The organism is Dietzia massiliensis, assembly GCF_018390595.1.
Classification (GTDB): domain Bacteria; phylum Actinomycetota; class Actinomycetes; order Mycobacteriales; family Mycobacteriaceae; genus Dietzia; species Dietzia massiliensis.
The window spans coordinates 13,543-32,051 of sequence record NZ_JAHBAV010000001.1; the positions used below are offsets into that span (position 1 = coordinate 13,543).

Consider the following 18,509-nt stretch of genomic DNA (forward strand, 5'->3'; position numbering starts at 1 on the left):
AGGTGATCTTCCCCAACCGGCATCCGGCCGAGCCTTCGTCCGACGGCTCAGACGTTGAAGTACTTCGCCTCCGGGTGGTACAGCACGAACGCGTCCGTCGACTGTTCCGGGTGCAGCTGCAACTCCTCGGACAGGATCACCCCGATGCGCTCGGGCTCGAGCAGGTCCACGACCACCTTGCGGGACTCCAGATCCGGGCAGGCACCGTAGCCGAAGCTGTAGCGGGCTCCCCGGTACTTGAGGTTGAAGTAGTCCTGGATGCTGTCGGGGTCCTCGTCGGAGACCGATCCGTCGGGCAGCGTGAGCTCGTCGCGCACGCGTCGGTGCCAGAACTCCGCCAGCGCCTCCGTGAGCTGCACCGACAATCCGTGTACCTCGAGGTAGTCCCGGTAGTTGTCACCTGCGAACAGCTCGTTGGCGAAGTCCGCGATCGGCGAGCCCATCGTCACCAGCTGGAACGGCAGGACGTCCACGGTCCCCTCCGCCTCGCAGCGCTCGCGGGAGGCCACGAAGTCGGGGATCGCCAGGAAGCGGGAGCGCTGCTGGCGCGGGAAGGCGATCTTGTGGAGCACCTCGGCGTCGGGGCGGGGCTCGGCCAGCACCCAGATCTCGTCGCCGACCGAGTACGCCGGGAAGTAGCCGTAGACCACGGCCGAGTGCGACAGGATGCCCTCGGTGGTGAGGCGGTCGATCCAGGCACGCATGCGCGGCCTTCCCTCGGTCTCCACCAGCTCGTCGTAGTCCGGCCCCTCCCCGCTGCGGGTGCCGCGCAGGCCCCACTGCCCGAAGTACAGCGCGCGCTCGTCCAGGTGCCCGAGGTAGTCGGCCACCGGGATGCCCTTGGCGATGCGGGTGCCCCAGAACGGCGGGGTCGCGATCGGCTGGTCCGCGGCGACGTCAGAGCGCTCGGGGATGACCACGGGCTCGGCCTCGGCCGCGCGCTTGGCCGCGATCCGCTCACTGCGGGCACGGCGCTCGCGCCGCTCGGCCGCCTTGGCTGCGGCCTCCGAGGACTGTGCCATCGGCACGCCAGTCCGCTTGGCCGTCATCACCTCGTCCATCAGCCGCAGGCCCTCGAATGCGTCACGCGCGTAGAACACGTCGCCCTGGTACATCTCGGCGAGGTCGACCTCGACGTAGGAGCGGGTCAGGGCCGCGCCGCCGAGCAGCACGGGGAACTCACCGGCAATGCCCTCGGAGTTGAGCTCGGCGAGGTTGTCCTTCATCACCACGGTGGACTTCACCAGCAGGCCGGACATGCCGATCACGTCGGCCTTGTGCTCGCGGGCGGCGGAGATGATCTCCGATATCGGCTGCTTGATGCCGATGTTGACCACGTCGTAGCCGTTGTTGGACAAGATGATGTCCACGAGGTTCTTGCCGATGTCGTGCACGTCGCCCTTGACCGTGGCCAGGACGATCCGTCCCTTGCCGTCCTCGTCGCTCGCCTCCATGTGGGGCTCGAGGTGGGCGACCGCCGCCTTCATCGTCTCGGCGGACTGCAGGACGAACGGCAGCTGCATTTGACCGGAGCCGAACAGCTCACCGACCGTCTTCATCCCGCCGAGCAGGTGCTCGTTGATGATCTCCAACGGGGGGATCTCCGCCATCGCGGCGTCGAGATCCTCTTCGAGTCCCTTGCGCTCGCCGTCGACGATCCGCGCGGCCAGGCGCTCCATGAGCGGCATCGCCGCGAGCTCGGCGGCGCGGGCGTCCTTGGCTCCGGCCGCGGAGACGCCCTCGAAGAGCTCCATGAACACCTGCAGCGGGTCGTAGCCCTCGCGGCGACGGTCGTACACCAGGTCCAGGGCCACCTCCCGCTGGCGGTCGTCGATCTTGCTCATGGGCAGGATCTTGGAGCTGTGCGCGATCGCCGAATCGAGACCGGCCTGGACGCACTCGTGCAGGAACACCGAGTTGAGCACCTGGCGGGCGGCCGGGTTGAGGCCGAACGAGATGTTCGACAGACCCAGCGTGGTGTGGATCCGCGGGTGGGCCTCGGTGAGCCGACGGATCGCCTCGATGGTCTCGATGCCGTCGCGGCGGACCTCCTCCTGCCCGGTCGAGATGGGGAAGGTCAGACAGTCGATGATGATGTCCTCCTCCGCCATCCCCCAGTTCCCGGTGAGGTCGGCGATGAGCCGCTCGGCGATCTCGACCTTGCGGTCGGCGGTGCGGGCCTGGCCCTCCTCGTCGATCGTCAGGCCGACGACGGCCGCGCCGTGCCGGGACACCAGCCGCATGATCCGCTGGAACCGCGAGTCCGGCCCCGCGCCGTCCTCGTAGTTGACCGAGTTGACCGCGCAGCGACCGCCCAGCTTCTCCAGGCCCGCCCTGATGACCTCGGGCTCGGTCGAGTCGAGCATGATCGGCAGCGTCGAGGAGGTGGCCATCCGGCCGGCCAGCTCGGCCATGTCCCCGGAGCCGTCGCGGCCGACGTAGTCGACGCAGAGGTCGACCATCTGGGCGCCGTCGCGCATCTGCTCCTTGGCGATGTCCATGCAGGTGTCCCAGTCGGAGGCCAGCATCGCCTCGCGGAACCGCTTGGAACCGTTGGCGTTGGTGCGCTCACCGATCATGATGATGCCGGCGTCCGCGCGCAGCGGCGTGGAGCTGTACAGCGAGGCGACCGCGTTGACCGGCTCGACCGTGCGCTCGGCCTTGCTCCGCGCGCTCACCTGCTCCTTGAGTCGGGTGATGTGCTCGGGCGTGGTGCCGCAGCACCCGCCGACCATCGAGAGCCCGAACTCGGAGACGAAGTCGGCCACCTGGGGCGCGAACTCCTCCGCACCCAGCGGGTAGACGGCGCCGTGCTCCCCCAGCTCGGGCAGGCCGGCGTTGGGCATGACCGACACCGGGATCTCGGCGTGCCGCGACAGGTAGCGCAGGTGCTCGACCATCTCGGCCGGCCCCGTGGCGCAGTTCAGGCCGATCATGTCGATGCCCAGCGGCTGCAGCGCGGTCAGTGCCGCGCCGATGTCCGAACCGAGCAGCATCGTGCCGGTCGTCTCGATGGTGACGTGCGAGATGATCGGCAACCGCCGCCCCGCGGCCGCCATGCCGTCCTGACACCCGAGGACCGCGGCCTTGACCTGCAGCAGGTCCTGGCTCGTCTCGATCAGGTACGCGTCCGCTCCCCCGCGGGCCAGCCCCTCGGCGGCCTTGGAGTACGCGTCACGGATGTCCTCGAAGGTGGTCTGCCCCAGCGAGGGCAGTTTGGTCCCGGGCCCGAGCGAACCCAGCACCATCCGCGGGGTCCCGTCCTCGGACGGGCCCATCTCGTCGGCGACCCTGCGCGCGATCGCCGCACCCTTCTCGGCGAGCTCGCCGATCCGGTCGACGATGTCGTAGTCACCCAGGTTGGACAGGTTGCACCCGAAGGTGTTGGTCTCGACCAGGTCGGCTCCGGCCTCGAAGAACGCACGGTGGATCCCCTCCACCACGTCCGGCCGGGTCGCGTTGAGGATCTCGTTACAGCCCTCGAGACCCAGGAAGTCCTCGTCCACGTCGAGGTCGACAGCCTGAAGCATCGTGCCCATCGCCCCGTCACCGATCAGTACTCGCCGACGGGCGGCGTCCAACAAGGGCGAATCGAAATCGACAGACATGGGCCCCAGTGTATGGGTGCCTCCGGATCGGAGGTACGTAGGCTGTACTAATGACTGTCGAATGGAGTCCCGACGGGCATCTCGATCTCGAGAACCCGGTGATGATCGTGGCCTTCGAGGGCTGGAACGACGCGGCGGACGTGGCGACCGGCACCATCGAACACCTCGCGCTCAACTGGGAGGCCCGCCAGATCGCCGAGGTCGGTGGTGACGAGTTCTTCGACTACCTCGAGCAGCGGCCCGTCGTCCGGTTCGCCGGCGGGGTCTCGCGCTCGGTGGAGTGGCCGCGCATCGTCGTCTCGGCGTGTCGGCCGGACGGCGTCGCCAACGACGTCCTGCTGGTGCGCGGGCCCGAGCCGGCCCTGAAGTGGCGGCGGTTCGCCTCCGAGTTCGTCGACCTCGTCGACACCCTGGGCGTCTCCCAGGTCGTGCTGCTGGGGGCCTACCTCGCCGACGTGCCGCACACCCGCCCGGTGCCCCTCACCGGCGCGGCGTTCAGCCGTCAGCGGATGACGACCATGGGCGTGGCCCCCTCGGACTACGAGGGGCCGACCGGGATGTCGGGCGTGCTGCAGCAGCTGCTCACCGAGGCCGGCGTGCCCACCCTGAGCCTGTTCGCGGGCGTGCCCCACTACGTGGCCTCCCCGCCCAACCCGCGCGGGACCGAGGCGATGTTGTCGTGGCTCGCCGAGAACCTCGGGATGGCCGTGCCGATGGACGCGCTCCGCGTCCAGGCCCGGACGTGGGCCGAGCGTGTCGACGCCGCGGCGAGCGAGGACGAGGACCTGCGCGACTACATCCGGTCCCTGGAGGACCGGCTGGACGAGGAGTCGGGGGTCACGCCGGGCGTGGACCCCGAGCCCGACCGCGGCCGCGCGTCCGGCGGGGAGGCGATGCCACTGGTCGACGGCGAGGCGATCGCCGCCGAGTTCGAGCGCTTCCTGCGGGGTGACCGGGACGAGCCCGACGCCGGCTGACCGGCGTCAGGCGGGGATCGTCGGGATCCCCATCAGGGCGTCCAGTGCGGTCGCGAGGCCGGCGCCGGCGGACGGGTCGGAGTCGTCTCCGTCCAGCGTGGCGGACGCCCACGCGTCGACCACCGCGAGCGCTCCGGGCGTGTCGAGGTCGTCCGCGAGGCGCTCACGCAGCTCCGCGATCGCGGGTGCCGCGTCCGCGCCGACTCCGCGGGCGATGGCCCGGCACCACAGGTCGTACCGGGTGCGGGCCCGCTCGAGGAGGTCGTCGGACCACGAGCGGTCGACACGGTAGTGCCCGGCGAACAGCCCGAGCCGGATGAGGGCGGGATCCACACCCTGCTCGCGCAGCGCCTGCACGCGCACGAGGTTGCCGAGCGACTTGCTCATCTTGACGCCGTCGAGGCCGATCATCGCGGCGTGCACGTAGAACCGGGCGAACGGTCGCCGGCCCGCCGCGGCCTCCGCGTGCGCGGCGGAGAACTCGTGGTGCGGGAACGCCAGGTCGCTGCCGCCGCCCTGGATGTCGAACTCCATCCCGAGCCGGTTGCGGGCGATCGCCGAACACTCGATGTGCCACCCCGGTCGGCCCGCCCCCCAGGGGGACGGCCACGACGGCTCGCCGGACCGTTCGACCCGCCACAGCAGGGCATCCAGCGGGTGTTCCTTGCCTGGCCGGTCCGGGTCGCCACCGCGCTCGGCGAACGCGACCGCCATCTCGTCGTCGTCGTACCCCGACTCGTATCCGAAGTCGGCGGTGGCTCTATGCCGGTAGTACACGTCGGAGTAGCCGTCGACGTCCGGGTCGATCCGGTAGGCGTGGCCGCGGTCGAGCAGCTCGCCGACCATCTCCACCACCTCGTCGATCGTCTCGGTGGCCGCGACGTAGTCGCGCGGCGGTAGCACCCGCAGCGCCTCCATGTCCTCGCGGAACAGGTCGGTCTCCCGGTCCCCCAGCTCGCGCCAGTCGACCCCGTCACGCTCCGCGCGCTCGAACAGCGGGTCGTCGACGTCCGTGGTGTTCTGGACGTAGTGGACCTCGTGACCGGCGTCCAGCAGCTGCCGGTAGACGAGGTCGAACGTCAGGTAGGTCGCCGCGTGACCCAGGTGGGTGGTGTCGTAGGGGGTGATCCCGCAGACGTACATGCCCGCGACCGGGCCGGGCGCCACCTCGCGGACCTCACCCCCGGCCGTGTCGAACAACTTCAGGGGGACGCCGTCGCCGGGGACCGAGGGGACGACAGGCGAAGACCACGAGTGCATGGGGCCGAGTCTAGAGACCGCCCGGTCAGAAGAGCGGCCAGGGTAACGGGTAGCCCGGCCCCGGGAAGGGGAACGTCCGACTCGCCAGCAAGGTGTCGACACGCTCGCACAGCGCCGCGATCTCGGCGTCGGACAGTAGGTCGGAGAGGGTGCGCCGCAGCTCCCCACCCGCCTCCAGGCCGCGACGGACGAGCTCGAGGCCCTCGACCTCGTCACCGTCCAGGGGCTGGCCCGCCCACCCCCACAGGACGGTGCGCAGTTTGGGATCGGTGTGGAACGACAGACCGTGATCGATCGCCCACACCACCCCCGCGGCGTCGACCAGGACGTGCCCGCCCTTGCGGTCGGCGTTGTTCACCACGTGGTCGAACACCGCGATCCGGCGCAGCCGGCCGTCGGTGACGTGGGCGACCACCACGTCCTCACCGCGGGAACCCTCGCCGCGCAGCACCACGGCACGGCCGTGCGGCACCGCGTCGGCCGGGTGGACGTCGACCGGGTCGTGACCGGGTGCGTGCTCGCGGTCGACCTTCTCGATCCACCGCTGCGCCATGCCCGGCCCGCCGGGGCCGTGAGCCGCGACCGTCTCCGGCACCAGTCCCCAGCCCGATGCCTCGGACACGGCGTAGGCGGCGATCTCCCGCGCCGCGAGACTGCCGTCGGGGAAGTCCATCAGCGGGCGCTCCCCCGCCGACGGCTTGTACACCCAGCTGTCGCCCCGCTCGTCGACGCAGTGGTAGACCGCGTTGCTGCCGGACGGGATCCGGGACAGGACGGTGAGCTCGGGGCCCGCCGGACGGTCGGTCACGGGTCGATGAGGTCGGTGAGCGCCTCCCCCGACCGCGGCAGGTACCCGTTGAGGCGGACACACAGGTGACCGGTGGTGTCGATCGGCTCACCGCACAGTGGGCACGGCGCCCGGCCCGCGGAGACCACGCGCTCGCTGCGCAGGACGAACTGGCGGGCCCGCTGGGGGGTGAGGAACACCCGCAGCGCGTCCGGGGCGTCCTCGGCGTCCGACAGCACCACCGACTCGTCCGTGGCCGACGGGTCCATCGCCAGCAGCTCCACGACGATCTGATTGCGCTCGCCGTCCCAGCCGAGGCCCATGGTGCCGACCTGGAACTCCGCGTCGACCGGCATCTCGAGCGGATCGAGGTCGTCGACGTCCCCTCCGGCCGGGGGCACGGGGATGTCGGACTTGGCCGCGATCTCGTCGAGCAGGTCGCCCATCCGCTCGGACAGGATCTGGGCCTGCTGCTTCTCGCAGCGGACGGAGATCGTCCGGCCCGCCTCGGTGGCCTGGACGAAGAAGACGCGCTCGCCCGGCTGGCCGACCGTGCCCACCACGAACCGGGCCGGATCGCGGAACTCGTGCACTGCCCTGCTCATGCCGGTCGTCTCCTCGTGTGCTCGATGGTGGTGCGGATCATCAGGGTACGTTCCCGCCGGGTACCGCGTCCGAGCTGGCGTTGCCGGGCGTCGGCTCACCGACCTGGCCGGCCGGCTCCCCCCGCAGGCTGGCCAGGTCACCGCCGGTGTCGTTGACCCGCAGGACGAACGGTCGGTGAGGGGTGTAGCGCACGACCGACATCGAGGCGGGCTCGACGACGATCCTCTGGAACTGGTCCAGGTGCATGCCGTACGCGTCGGCGAGCACGGCCTTGATGACGTCACCGTGGCTGCACGCGACCCACAGCACGTCCCGGCCGGCCTGTTCGGCGAGCCGCCGATCGTGCTTCCGGATGGCCGTGACCGACCTGCCGGCCATCCCGGCGAGCGACTCCCCCTCCGGGAAGACCGCGGACGAGGGGTGCTGCTGCACCACGGACCACATGTGCTCGGCGGTGAGGTCCTTGAGGGGACGGCCGGTCCAGGTGCCGTAGTCCACCTCCACGAGGTCCTCCTCGACCTCTGGTTCCACTCCGAACTGTGCAGCGAGCGGCTCGACGGTCTGCCGGCACCGCATCAGAGGCGAGCGGACGACGGCCTCGACCGGCAAGCCCTCCAGCCGCCGGCAGAGGTCCTGCGCCTGGGCGTGACCGGTGTCGTCGAGCCCGACGCCCGGGGTGCGGCCGGCCAGGGTGAGGGCTGTGTTGGCGGTGGAGCGGCCGTGCCGGAGCAGGATGACGGTCATACCGGCAGGTTACCGACGCCCCGGCCGGTGCGGTCAGGTCGCGGGGATGGTCCCGGTGCCGAGCAGGATCATCACCAGGGCTCCCAGGAGGATCCGGTAGCCGGCGAACCAGCCCAGCGAATGGTTCTGGACGAACTTCAGGAACCAGGCGATCGCGGCGTAGCCGATGACGAACGCGACGGCCGTGCCGACGAGGAGCTGCCACCCGGTCGCGGCCTGGCCGGCGCCGGGGTCGAACGCGTCGGGCAGGCTGAAGAGCCCGGAGGCGAGCACGGCGGGGATCGCCAGGAGGAAGGAGAACCGGGCGGCGGCCTCGCGCGACATGTTGAGGAAGAGGCCGGCCGAGATCGTGCCCCCCGAGCGGCTGACGCCGGGGATGAGGGCCAGGCACTGGGCCAGGCCCATGACGATCGCGTCCTTCATCGACAGTCCCTCGAGCGACTTCGCGTCGACCGGCCGGTCCTGCCTGCCGAACCTCTCGGCGGCCAGGAACACGAACGAGAACACGATGAGCACGATCGCGGTGATCCAGAGGTTGCGGGCGGCGTCCCGGATGAAGTCCTTGCCGACGAACCCGATGATCGCGATCGGGATCGACCCCACGATGACGAACCATCCGAGCCGGTAGTCCGGATCGTCGCGCCGGGCCGAGTCGACCACGCCACGGAACCACGCCACCAGGATGCGGACGATGTCCTTGAAGAAGAAGACCAGGACGGCCAGCTCGGTGCCGAGCTGGACGACGGCCGTGAACGAGGCGCCGGCGTCCTCACCGAAGAACCACGTCGAGAAGATCCTCAGGTGCCCGGACGAGGACACGGGCAGGAATTCGGTGAGTCCCTGGAGCACGGACAGGACGACGACCTGGAGCCAGGACATCCCCTCCGCGCCCTGGGCGAGGACCGATGTGTTCACGTGTGCGGTTTCCTCTCGGCAGCCTGCGGCTCGGACGCGGTCGCGTCACGGCACGCCGCGAGAGTAGTCGCCCGGACCTGGACGGGGACCCCGGACCCGCGTGGTGGACAATGGCGGGCAGTCGAAAGGAACATCGTGCACCGACGTGTCCTCCGCCGTTCCGGCGTGCCCGCCGCCCTCATCGCTCTCGCGATCGGCCTGACCGCCTGCTCCTCGCCCACGAGCGAGCTCGAGGAGCAGGACCGTGTCGCGCAGGGCAACGCGGCCCCCGCCGAATCCCCCCAGGTCTCCGACCCGTCGGGGGGCGAGCTCATCCCGGTGCCCGGGTCGGTCCGCGCCCTGGTCGCCACGGGCGACCGGGTGGCCGCGCAGGTCGAGAACCCGCCGTCGCTCGAGCTGGGCCGGGTCGACGGCACCAGCTGGAGTGCGGAGGACTCCGTGCCCCTGCCGGCCGGGGCCGGGACCGCCTCGGCCGCGCACGACGGGACCGTGCTGGTCCCCCACGGCGACGGGGTCGTGCTGGTCTCCCCCGACGGCGGGGTCCGTGAACTGTCGGGCCTCGGGCCCGTCTCGGCCGCCGCCCTCACCCTCGACGGGCGCCTGCTGACGGGGACCCCCGACGGGGAGATCGTCGTGCGCGACGCCGACGGCGCGGAACAGCACCGCATCGACGGGCTGACGTCGGTCGACGAGATCAGCGTCTCGGGCGACGGGTCCGTCACCGCCCTGAGCCGACCGGACACCGTGATCGCCAGCGTGGACCTCGAGGAGGACCACGCCGGGCCGCTCCTGCGCGCGGGCAAGGGCGCGGGGCTCCTCGACGAGCTCGGGGAAGGCTCCGTGATCGCCAGTGACACCGTCGGCGGCACGTTGCTCGTCTACTCCACCTCGCCCGTCCGGCTGCACCAGCAGTTCCCCGTCGCCCCGGCCCCGTGGGCGGTGGCCGAGGACCCGACCCGGCAGGTCGTGTGGGTCGCCTCCACGGGGACGAACACCATCCAGACGTACGATCTCGGCGACGGCGTGGGGATCCTGCGGGCGGACATCCCGACGGTCCGCCAGCCGGATTCCCTGGCGGTCACGGAGTCCGGCACCGTGGTGGTCGGGTCCGCCGACGGCGCAGGGCTGCACCTCCTCCGTCCGACCCTCACCGAGCCGGCGAGCTGATCGCACCGACGACCAACGTCCCATCGAGGAGGACCGTGTACGCACTGCTCAAGAAGGTGCTGTTCCGCTTTCCCGCGGAGCGGATACACCACCTGGTGTTCGGCCTGCTCAAGCTGCTGACCCTGGTGCCGCCCCTAGGCGCCGTCGTGCGGCGGGTCCTGGGCGTGCGCGACCCCGTGCTCGCGCAGAAGGTCCTCGGTCGCACCTTCCCCGGCCCGCTGGGCCTCGCGGCCGGGTTCGACAAGAACGCCGCCGCCGTGGACTCGTGGGGCGCTATCGGATTCGGTTTCAGCGAGGTCGGCACGGTGACCGCGTCGCCCCAGCCGGGCAACCCGGCCCCGCGTCTGTTCCGGCTCGTCGAGGACCGCGCGATCCTCAACCGGATGGGCTTCAACAACCACGGCGCCGGCAACGCGGCCAACAACCTCCGCCGGCGCCGCAGCAGCGATCCCGTGGGGATCAACATAGGTAAGACCAAGGTGGTGCCGGCGGAGGACGCGGTCCGCGACTACGTGGCCTCGGCGACGATGCTCACGGGCCTGGCCGACTACCTCGTCGTCAACGTCAGTTCCCCCAACACCCCCGGCCTGCGTGACCTGCAGGCCGTCGAGTCGCTGCGCCCGATCCTCGCCGCGGTCCGGGACGTGGCGACGATCCCCGTGCTCGTCAAGATCGCGCCCGACCTGGACGACGCCGACATCGACGCGGTCACCGACCTGGTGCTCGACCTGGGGCTGGCCGGCATCGTCGCCACCAACACCACCATCTCGCGGGACGGCCTGCGTACCCCCGCCGCGCACGTCGAGGCCCTGGGGGCGGGCGGCATCTCCGGCGCGCCGGTGGCCGCGCGCTCGCGCGAGGTGCTCGCCCGGATCCACGCGCGCGCGGGGGGGCGTCTGGTGATCATCTCCGTCGGCGGCATCGAGACCCCCGAGGACGTGTGGGACCGCATCACCCACGGGGCGAACCTGGTGCAGACCTACACCGGGTTCATCTTCACCGGCCCCTCGCTCGTGTGCGGCACCAACCGCCTGGTGGCCAGGCGCCTCCGCCAGGGCGGGTTCGGCTCGCTGGCGGAGGCGGTCGGCTCGGCGGTGCGCTGAGCGCCGAATCGATCGGGCGCGTGAGCGCCGTCGTGCTGTATCGCTACTGCTCGTAGATGCCCGTCACGGTGCCGCGGGCCAAGCCCTGACCGAACAGGTTGAAACCGACGAACGCACACGAGGCGTCGTCGCCCAACTCGATCTCGTCGCCCACCGCATGGACGGCGAGGATGTAGCGGTGCGGGCCGTGACCCGCCGGCGGCGCCGCGCCCACGAAACCCTTGAAGCCGGCGTCGTTGCGCACCACGACGGCACCCTCCGGCAGGCCCGAGGTGTCGTCACCCGTACACGCGCCCTCGGGCAGCGACGTCACGTCCGCGGGGATGTTGGCGACGGACCAGTGCCAGAAACCCGACGCCGTGGGCGCGTCCGGATCGAACACCGTCACCACGTACGTCTTGGTGCCCTCGGGGCCGGCGCTCCAGCTCACCTGGGGCGACTTGTCCTGGCCGCCCTCGACGCCCATCTTCCCGCCGAGCTGCGCGGCCGACAGTGTGGCGCCCTCGGTGAACGACTCGCTGGTCACCTCCAGAGCGGGCAGATCCGGAAGGGCGGCATACGGGTCGGGCACGCGGAACTGGGTCATCGTTCTCCTCCTGCGATCGGACGGTGTGGAGTGGTCCTCCAGCCGGTCACGTCCCTGTCTACCAGCGATGACCGCCCCGCGCGCCCCGCGGCGGGACCGCGATTTGGTCCCGGGTCCGGGCATCGGCTAATGTCATTCCTCGCACGGCCAAGGCGGATCAGATCCGGCGAAGGCAGCCAGTGTGCGAGCGCGAGTGGCGGAATGGCAGACGCGCTAGCTTGAGGTGCTAGTGTCCTATTAACGGACGTGGGGGTTCAAGTCCCCCCTCGCGCACACTGTGTCGAGACAGTAGAAGGGCCCCGGATCCGCGATGAACCGGGGCCCGCTCTCGTCTCACGGGAAGGTTCCGACAGATGGCCCGGACGCCGGTACCCGTCGATTCAGCCGGTCGCGTCGCGGACGCGCTGGGCCGTGCGCTGGGCGCCGTCCCCCGTGCGGCCGACCGCCGGCTCGACGCCCTCGGCCTGGCCCCGCCGCCGCTCGACCTGCCGCCCGGGGTCCGCACCGATCTCCGCGCGTTCTTCGCCGGAACCGTCGACCCCACGGCCGTGACGATCCGGCGCGGCCACGTCCCCGGGATCCCGCACCCGCGTGCGTTCGCGTTGCCCGGGCTGATCTACCTCGGCGCCGACCCCGGCGTCGTCGGCATCGCGGGCCCCGACGGCGCCGTCCGCCCACGGGCGACCCCGACCCTGGTCCACGAGCTGGTCCACATCTGGCAGGGGCGTTTCCTCGGCCCGCGGTACGTCGTGCGGGCCCTGGGCGAACAGATCCGGCTCGGGCGCCGGGCGTACGACTGGCGGGCCGTGCTCGACCAGCGGGCCGTGCTCGACCAGCGGGCCGCTCTGCCGGTGGAGGCCCACGCCCAGCTCGTGTCCGACGCCTACGCCGCCCGCTACGGCCCGCCCCGGCAGCCGGCCCTCTCCGGGCGGGACGAGCACCTGCGGGCGGTGGAGGACGTGTTGACCGGTCTGCGCGCCGGTGACGCGAGCACCCTGCGGGGGCGGACGGTTTAGGGACTGACCACCTCGTCGTCGTACCGTATCTGTCGTGACCGGCACCAACCCAGACGGTATCCCCGCAGACGGTATCGACCCCGACGACCTCGAGACGTGCCTGCGCGTCCTCGACCGGGCCGCGGCGCTCGGCGAGGACCATCCCGACTCCATCCGGGTGCAGCGGTCGGTGGGCCACATGTTCAAGCTCCTCAAGAAGGCGCGGCGCGCCGAGGTGCGCCGCGCGCGCCAGGAGGCCGACAAGGCCGTCATCGAGGCCACGGCCACCGGCTCCCCCACGCGCATCGACGACGAGACCGCCGGAATCCGTCTGGTCTCCAACACGCCGGGCGCCGTCGCCGGCCACCTGCAGCGCGCGGTCGCCTGCTACGTGTGCAAGCAGCTCTACACCCAGGTCGACGCCTTCTACCACCAGTTGTGCCCGGCCTGCGCGGCGGTCAACCGCGCCAAGCGCGACCCGCACATGGACCTCACCGGCCGGCGGGCCCTGCTCACCGGCGGCCGCGCCAAGATCGGCATGTACATCGCGCTCATGCTGCTGCGTGCGGGCGCCGACGTCACCATCACCACCCGCTTCCCGCGCGACGCCGTGCGCCGCTTCGCGTCGATGGACGACTACACCGACTGGGCGGACCGCGTCCACGTGATCGGCGTGGACCTGCGCGACCCCGCGCAGGTGGTGGCGCTGGCCGACGAGGTCGCCGCCGCCGGGCCGCTCGACATCCTCATCAACAACGCCGCCCAGACGGTGCGCCGCTCCCCCGGCTCGTACTCGGGCCTGGTGGAGGGCGAGTCGGCGCCGATCACCGGCCGCGCCGCGGACATCCCCATGGTCACGATGGGCCGCACCTCCGAGCTGCACCCCGCCGCGCTCATGGGCGGCGAGTCGGCACTCATCGGCAGCGAGGAGGCCGAGCGGGAGGCCGACCACATCGCCACCCTCGCGCTGCAGGGCGGCTCCGCGTCGCTCGAGCGGATGGCCGCCGGCACCGCGATCGACGCCGGCGGGCTCCTGCCCGACGAGGTGGACCACAACAGCTGGGTGGCCACGGTCGAGCAGGTCGAGCCCATGGAGATGCTCGAGGTGCAGCTGTGCAACTCGGTCGCGCCGTTCATCCTGGTCTCGCGCCTGCGCCCGGCGCTGGCGGCCTCGAAGGCGCGCCGCAAGTACGTCGTCAACGTCTCGGCCATGGAGGGCCAGTTCTCGCGACGCTACAAGGGCGCCGGGCACCCGCACACCAACATGGCCAAGGCGGGCCTCAACATGCTCACCCGCACCTCCGCGGAGGAGATGTTCACCGAGCACGGCATCCTCATGACCGCCGTGGACACCGGGTGGATCACCGACGAGCGCCCGCACGTGACCAAGGTCCGCCTCCACGAGGAGGGCTTCCACGCCCCGCTGGACCTGGTCGACGGCGCCGCGCGCGTGGTGGACCCGATCGTGCGCGGTGAGGCCGGCGAGGACCTCTACGGCTGCTTCCTCAAGGACTTCGAGCCGAGCCCGTGGTGACCGCCGACGCCGTCCACCTCATCCTGGCCGACCAGGTGCTGCCGACGCTGCGCGCCGTCGTGGCCGATCTCGGCGGCGACGGGCCCGGCACCCTCGTGCACACCCGCCCCACGCCGGAGGGCGCCGCGTGGCCCACGAACTCCGCGGCCGCGACCGTGCACCATCTGTGCGGCGTGGCGGCCTCGTGGGGCGCGGCGTGCCTCGGTGGCGAGGACGTCACGCGCGACCGCGACGCCGAGTTCGACTACTCCGAGCCCGTCGGCCCCGAGCTCGACCGCCTCGCCGCGCTCGTCGGCCGGCTTCCCGCCTGGGCCGCCGCGGCGGTCGAGCGCGGGGACCTCGCCCATCCCACCGGCACGGCGTTCGACGTCGACGCCGCGCGCCGGGCCGGGACCCTCACCGTCGAGTGGGTGCTCGGCCACATCCTCCACGATCTCGCGACCCACGCCGGGCACCTCGAGCTCACCCGCGACGTGCTGCTGGCCCGGGGCCGCCGGCCGTGACCCGGACCCCGGTCCTGCTCGACTGCGATCCGGGCATCGACGACGCGCTGGCCATCGCCTACCTGGTCGCCGAGCACCGGGCCGGGCGGATCGACCTCGCCGGGCTGGTGTGCACGGCCGGCAACGTCGGACTCGACGACACGGTCGCCAACGCCCTGGCGTGGCTGGACCTGGCCGGCGCGCCCCCGGTGCCCGTGTCCGCCGGTGCACCCGGCCCGATCGCCGTCCCCCACGTGCTGACCCCCGAGACGCACGGCCCCCGCGGGGCGGGGCACGCGGAACTGACGACGACGACGAGGGCGCTCGATCCCCGCGACGGCGTCCGCCTCTGGGTGGAGCTGGCGCGCGCACATCCGGGTGAGCTGGTGGGGATCGTGACCGGTCCCTCGTCCAGCCTGGCCCGGGCGGTGGCGCTCGACCCCGCCCTCCCCGGTCTGTTGGCGCGCCTGGTCGTGATGGGTGGGACGTTCCGGGGGCACCCGGGTAACACCACCCCGGTCAGCGAGTGGAACGTCGACGTCGACCCCGAGGCCGCCGATCGGATCTGCCGGGTCTGGGAGAACGCGCGGGTCGCCGATCCCGCCGTCACCGCCCCGCTGTGGTGCGGCCTGAATCTCACCGAGCGGGCGGTGTGGACGCCCGAGCGGTCGCGGGGGCTGCTCGCCGCCGCCGACACTCCCCTGACCCGCGCCCTGGTGGACGCGCTGCGGTTCTACTTCGAGTTCCACGAGTCCGTAGGCGAGGGCTACCTGGCACAGGTGCACGATCCGTTGGTCGCCTGGCTCGCGCTGCACCCGGGGTCCGAGGTGTCCGTGCCCGCGCACGTGCGGGTCGAGTGCGCCGGCGAGCACACGCGCGGGATGACGGTCGCGGACGTGCGTGGTCAGCGCGGGCGGGTTGACAACGCGCGCGTCGCGACCGACCTGCTCCTGCCGGGCGGGGCGGGCGCCGTGCTCGACGAGGTCTGCGCGGCGCTCGCCTCACTGGCCGGCCCACAGGCCTGAGCCGGCTGGGCCGCCCGCCGGCGTCAGCTGTCGGGCCGGGTGAAGCTCCGCGTCGGTGGCGCCGGGTCCGGGACGCATTGCTCGGTATCGTGCCCGCGCAGCGAGGTCGCGCACGCCACCCCGGCCGCCGCGCCGGTGCCCACGGCGATCGGCACCAACTGCAGGCCGGTCACGATGTCGCCGGCCGCGTACACCCCCGCGACGTTCGTCAGCTGCAGCGAGTTGACGATGAGGCCCCCGTGTTCGTCCATCTCGCAGCCCAGTGCCTCCGCGAGTTCGTTGGTCGGGTGGTGTGCGTAGGAGAAGAACACCTTGGACCCCTCGATCACCCTCCCGTCGTCGAGCCGCACCCCCTGTAGCGCGCCGGGGGCGCCGACCAGCTCGCGGGCGACGCCGTCGACCACCTCGATGCTGTGCTCGGCGCACGCGGCGCGCTGGTCGTCGTCGAAGGCCGGGTCCGCGTCGCTCTCGGTGACGATCACCACCTCGGACGCCCAGTCGAGCAGCTCGGAGGCGTACGCCGGTACGTGGGCGCCGACGCCCAGCACGATGATGCGCTGGCCCGCCGCGGTGAGGCCGTCGCAGGCCGGGCAGTGGTGCACGTCGACCCCGTAGTGCTCGTCGATCCCGGCGAGCTCCGGCAGCCGGTCGCGTACGCCGGTGGCGAGGATGATCCGCTTGGCCGTGACGGTGATCGTGTCGTCCGCGCCGCCGTTCGAGGCGTTCGCCGGGGTGATGCGGGCGACGAACCTCTCGTCGGTTTCCTTCTCCAGCTCGGCGACGTTGCCGTCGAGCCGGCGGACGGTCGGATATCCCTCGAGACCCTCGTGGATGTCGGCGTAGAACTCGGCGGGCGTCGTGGGCCCCGTGCCGAGCATGCCGTGGATCTCCGTCGCGGCGAGGTTGCGCTGGTGGCCGGCGTCGACGAGCAGGGTCGAGCGCTGATACCGGCCGACCCACGTCGCGGCGGACAGCCCGGCCGGGCCCCCGCCGATGACGAGGACGTCCACCGACTCGGGAACCGGCTCTTCCGAGGAGTCGGTCAGGGGGCCGGTGTGGGCGTCGCTCATGTCTGTCCTCTCGCGGGCGGCCGGGTGACGCCACCCTACGGAAAAGGTCGGACGGCCACCGTGTACGCCGGTGACGGAACTAGAACCGGTGCTAGGCTCCACCGGATGTCCGACGGCTCAGAAGGGGCCCGGACGCGCGTTGTCGTCCCCTGTCACCGCCCTGGGAGAGTCCATGAGGTCTGTCGCCGCCGCCCTGATCGTCGCCGCGGGCGGAGCGGTCGCCGCCCGCGCCGCGGTGTGGGCGGCCTCGCGTCGTCGGGCGGGCCGGCCGGTGTTCACGATGGCTGGTCCGGGCGCCGCGACCCCTGGTTCCGTCCACCCGGTCGACACCACGACACCGGTCGCGGCCGCGGGGTCCGGCTCTGCGTGTGCGGGACACACCCCGCGGACCCCGGGCCCGGGCGGCGCGATACGCCCTCCGGCTGGTGCCAAGGGCTTCGTCCCGGCGCTCGAGGGAATTCGCGGTCTCGCCGCCGTCGGTGTGCTCACCACGCACGTCGCGTTCGTCACGCGGTCGTCCACCGGCTCGCCGATCAAGAGACTGTTCGGCCGTCTCGACCTGGCCGTCGCGGTCTTCTTCGCCAAGTCCGGTTTCCTCTTGTGGCGTGCGCACGCCGATCACGCCCGCCGGGACAGGCCGGGAACGGCGAGGCCCACACGCGAGTACCTGCGCTCGCGGCTCGTGCGGATCATGCCGGCCTACGCCGTGCTGGTCGCCGCCGCGATGCTGCTGCTCGAGCAGAACCACGTCAACGGGCCCGCCTCGTGGATCGCCAACCTGACCCTCACGCAGATCTACACGTCGAACTTCCTCGTCGCCGGCCTCACCCATGCATGGTCGCTCGCGGTGGAGATGGCGTACTATCTCGCGTTCCCGCTGCTGTGGACCGCGCTGAGGGGCCTGCGCGGCGACGCCGCGAAGTGGCGGATCCCGGCCATCGCCGCGTTCGGCGCGTCCGGTCTGGTGTTCCCCATGATCCCGTGGCACGCGCTCGGCCTCCTGCCGACCGATGTCAACGTGCAGATCCTCCCACCGTCGTTCACCGCCTGGTTCGCCGCGGGGATGCTACTGGCCGAGGTCGTGACGGCCCCGCCCGGCACGCTCGTCCGGGCGTGTCGCGATCGACTCGCGCGCTGGGGCTGGTGGATCGCCGGTGGGGCGGCGCTGGTCGTCACCACCGTGCCGGCGTGGTTCTCCGAGGGATTCGTCCATCCGGGGCCGCTCGAGTTCGCCGCCCGCACCGGGCTGGCGGGCACGATGGCGTTCCTCGTCCTGGCCCCTGTCGTCCTGGCGCCGGAGGGCACACGGTTCCCCGTGCTGGAATCGGCTCCGCTGCAGAAGGTCGGTACCTGGTCGTACGGGATCTTCCTGTGGCACCAACTCGTGCTGCACGCCGCGTTCCCCCTCACCCGCACCCCGCTGTGGGCGCCGCGCATGGCGGTCATCTGGCCGGTCACCGTCGCGGGTTCACTGGCGGCGGGCGCAGCGAGTCACCGATTCCTCGAGGAGCCCGCGCGCAGGGTGCTCGAACGACGCTGACCGCCGGCGCGGACGTCCCACGACGTGGCGTGTCCCGGCGCGCCCGCGAGAAGAAACTTCTGCGGAGGTGTCGATCCCGGTCGCTCCCGTTCGTCATCATGGTGTCGGCG

16 protein-coding genes and 1 tRNA gene are annotated in these 18,509 nt (G+C 71.9%); 9 read left to right on the forward strand and 8 right to left on the reverse strand.

The annotated features are described in order from the left end of the window. Positions 1-47: 47 nt before the first annotated feature. Positions 48-3,608, reverse strand: a complete 3,561-nt coding sequence (gene metH / locus KHA85_RS00080) for a methionine synthase (RefSeq protein ID WP_213184368.1) — start codon at positions 3,606-3,608, stop codon at positions 48-50. Positions 3,609-3,658: 50 nt separating this feature from the next. On the opposite strand from metH, the gene KHA85_RS00085 reads away from it, so the two are divergent. Beyond that, entirely contained in the window at positions 3,659-4,585 is a 927-nt protein-coding gene (locus tag KHA85_RS00085) for a PAC2 family protein (RefSeq protein WP_007629264.1), read from the forward strand. A gap of 6 nt (positions 4,586-4,591) precedes the next feature. On the opposite strand, the gene mshC is transcribed toward KHA85_RS00085, so the two are convergent. The 5 genes from mshC to KHA85_RS00110 are packed head-to-tail and all read right to left on the reverse strand — an operon-like array spanning position 4,592 to position 8,861. Next, positions 4,592-5,845: a cysteine--1-D-myo-inosityl 2-amino-2-deoxy-alpha-D-glucopyranoside ligase gene (gene mshC / locus KHA85_RS00090; RefSeq protein WP_213184369.1), complete on the reverse strand. Its 1,254-nt coding sequence runs from the start codon at positions 5,843-5,845 to the stop codon at positions 4,592-4,594. 25 nt (positions 5,846-5,870) lie between these two features. Next, positions 5,871-6,653, reverse strand: coding sequence for an SCO1664 family protein (locus KHA85_RS00095; RefSeq protein ID WP_213184370.1), 783 nt, complete (start codon positions 6,651-6,653; stop codon positions 5,871-5,873). Beyond that, complete coding sequence (locus KHA85_RS00100) at positions 6,650-7,237, reverse strand: DUF3090 domain-containing protein (RefSeq protein WP_061228711.1); 588 nt, start codon at positions 7,235-7,237, stop codon at positions 6,650-6,652. Before KHA85_RS00100 ends, KHA85_RS00095 begins: the two co-directional genes overlap by 4 nt. Positions 7,238-7,277: 40 nt before the next feature. After that, entirely contained in the window at positions 7,278-7,982 is a 705-nt protein-coding gene (locus KHA85_RS00105; RefSeq protein ID WP_007629257.1) for a histidine phosphatase family protein, read from the reverse strand. Between the two features lie 33 nt (positions 7,983-8,015). Next, positions 8,016-8,861 carry an undecaprenyl-diphosphate phosphatase gene (locus tag KHA85_RS00110; RefSeq protein WP_236884932.1) on the reverse strand — a complete coding sequence of 282 codons (846 nt, stop codon included), beginning with the start codon at positions 8,859-8,861 and terminating at the stop codon, positions 8,016-8,018. A gap of 171 nt (positions 8,862-9,032) precedes the next feature. On the opposite strand from KHA85_RS00110, the gene KHA85_RS00115 reads away from it, so the two are divergent. Further along, positions 9,033-10,064 carry a YncE family protein gene (locus tag KHA85_RS00115; protein ID WP_213184372.1) on the forward strand — a complete coding sequence of 344 codons (1,032 nt, stop codon included), beginning with the start codon at positions 9,033-9,035 and terminating at the stop codon, positions 10,062-10,064. A 35-nt stretch (positions 10,065-10,099) separates the two neighbouring features. Next, positions 10,100-11,167: a quinone-dependent dihydroorotate dehydrogenase gene (locus KHA85_RS00120; protein WP_213184373.1), complete on the forward strand. Its 1,068-nt coding sequence runs from the start codon at positions 10,100-10,102 to the stop codon at positions 11,165-11,167. 43 nt (positions 11,168-11,210) lie between these two features. Here the strand turns inward: KHA85_RS00120 and KHA85_RS00125 are convergent, their stop codons facing one another. After that, complete coding sequence (locus KHA85_RS00125) at positions 11,211-11,753, reverse strand: YbhB/YbcL family Raf kinase inhibitor-like protein (protein ID WP_061915078.1); 543 nt, start codon at positions 11,751-11,753, stop codon at positions 11,211-11,213. A 187-nt stretch (positions 11,754-11,940) separates the two neighbouring features. Between KHA85_RS00125 and KHA85_RS00130 the strand changes: the two genes are divergently transcribed. The 5 genes from KHA85_RS00130 (at position 11,941) to KHA85_RS00150 (ending at position 15,789) form a co-directional block, all read left to right on the forward strand. Continuing rightward, positions 11,941-12,026: transfer RNA gene (locus KHA85_RS00130), tRNA-Leu, on the forward strand. Between the two features lie 80 nt (positions 12,027-12,106). Then, a complete protein-coding gene (locus tag KHA85_RS00135) occupies positions 12,107-12,769 on the forward strand; it encodes a hypothetical protein (RefSeq protein WP_213184374.1) in 663 nt (220 codons plus the stop codon). 34 nt (positions 12,770-12,803) lie between these two features. Continuing rightward, complete coding sequence (locus tag KHA85_RS00140) at positions 12,804-14,282, forward strand: SDR family NAD(P)-dependent oxidoreductase (protein WP_213184375.1); 1,479 nt, start codon at positions 12,804-12,806, stop codon at positions 14,280-14,282. Continuing rightward, positions 14,279-14,785 carry a mycothiol transferase gene (locus tag KHA85_RS00145; protein WP_213184376.1) on the forward strand — a complete coding sequence of 169 codons (507 nt, stop codon included), beginning with the start codon at positions 14,279-14,281 and terminating at the stop codon, positions 14,783-14,785. Before KHA85_RS00140 ends, KHA85_RS00145 begins: the two co-directional genes overlap by 4 nt. Continuing rightward, on the forward strand, positions 14,782-15,789 hold the full coding sequence (locus KHA85_RS00150; RefSeq protein ID WP_213184377.1) for a nucleoside hydrolase: 1,008 nt from the start codon (positions 14,782-14,784) through the stop codon (positions 15,787-15,789). Before KHA85_RS00145 ends, KHA85_RS00150 begins: the two co-directional genes overlap by 4 nt. Before the next feature lie 23 nt (positions 15,790-15,812). On the opposite strand, the gene KHA85_RS00155 is transcribed toward KHA85_RS00150, so the two are convergent. Continuing rightward, complete coding sequence (locus tag KHA85_RS00155; protein ID WP_213184378.1) at positions 15,813-16,859, reverse strand: NAD(P)/FAD-dependent oxidoreductase; 1,047 nt, start codon at positions 16,857-16,859, stop codon at positions 15,813-15,815. Between the two features lie 172 nt (positions 16,860-17,031). On the opposite strand from KHA85_RS00155, the gene KHA85_RS00160 reads away from it, so the two are divergent. After that, positions 17,032-18,399 carry an acyltransferase family protein gene (locus KHA85_RS00160; RefSeq protein ID WP_213184379.1) on the forward strand — a complete coding sequence of 456 codons (1,368 nt, stop codon included), beginning with the start codon at positions 17,032-17,034 and terminating at the stop codon, positions 18,397-18,399. The last annotated feature ends 110 nt before the right edge of the window (positions 18,400-18,509 follow it).

Bases quoted from the DNA above. Each gene is read 5' to 3' on its own strand.
- metH (WP_213184368.1), bottom strand. From the start codon at position 3,608: ATGTCTGTCGATTTCGATTCGCCCTTGTTGGACGCCGCCCGTCGGCGA.
- KHA85_RS00085 (WP_007629264.1), top strand. From the start codon at position 3,659: ATGACTGTCGAATGGAGTCCCGACGGGCATCTCGATCTCGAGAACCCG.
- mshC (WP_213184369.1), bottom strand. From the start codon at position 5,845: ATGCACTCGTGGTCTTCGCCTGTCGTCCCCTCGGTCCCCGGCGACGGC.
- KHA85_RS00100 (WP_061228711.1), bottom strand. From the start codon at position 7,237: ATGAGCAGGGCAGTGCACGAGTTCCGCGATCCGGCCCGGTTCGTGGTG.
- KHA85_RS00105 (WP_007629257.1), bottom strand. From the start codon at position 7,982: ATGACCGTCATCCTGCTCCGGCACGGCCGCTCCACCGCCAACACAGCC.
- KHA85_RS00110 (WP_236884932.1), bottom strand. From the start codon at position 8,861: ATGTCCTGGCTCCAGGTCGTCGTCCTGTCCGTGCTCCAGGGACTCACC.
- KHA85_RS00125 (WP_061915078.1), bottom strand. From the start codon at position 11,753: ATGACCCAGTTCCGCGTGCCCGACCCGTATGCCGCCCTTCCGGATCTG.
- KHA85_RS00135 (WP_213184374.1), top strand. From the start codon at position 12,107: ATGGCCCGGACGCCGGTACCCGTCGATTCAGCCGGTCGCGTCGCGGAC.
- KHA85_RS00155 (WP_213184378.1), bottom strand. From the start codon at position 16,859: ATGAGCGACGCCCACACCGGCCCCCTGACCGACTCCTCGGAAGAGCCG.
- KHA85_RS00160 (WP_213184379.1), top strand. From the start codon at position 17,032: ATGAGGTCTGTCGCCGCCGCCCTGATCGTCGCCGCGGGCGGAGCGGTC.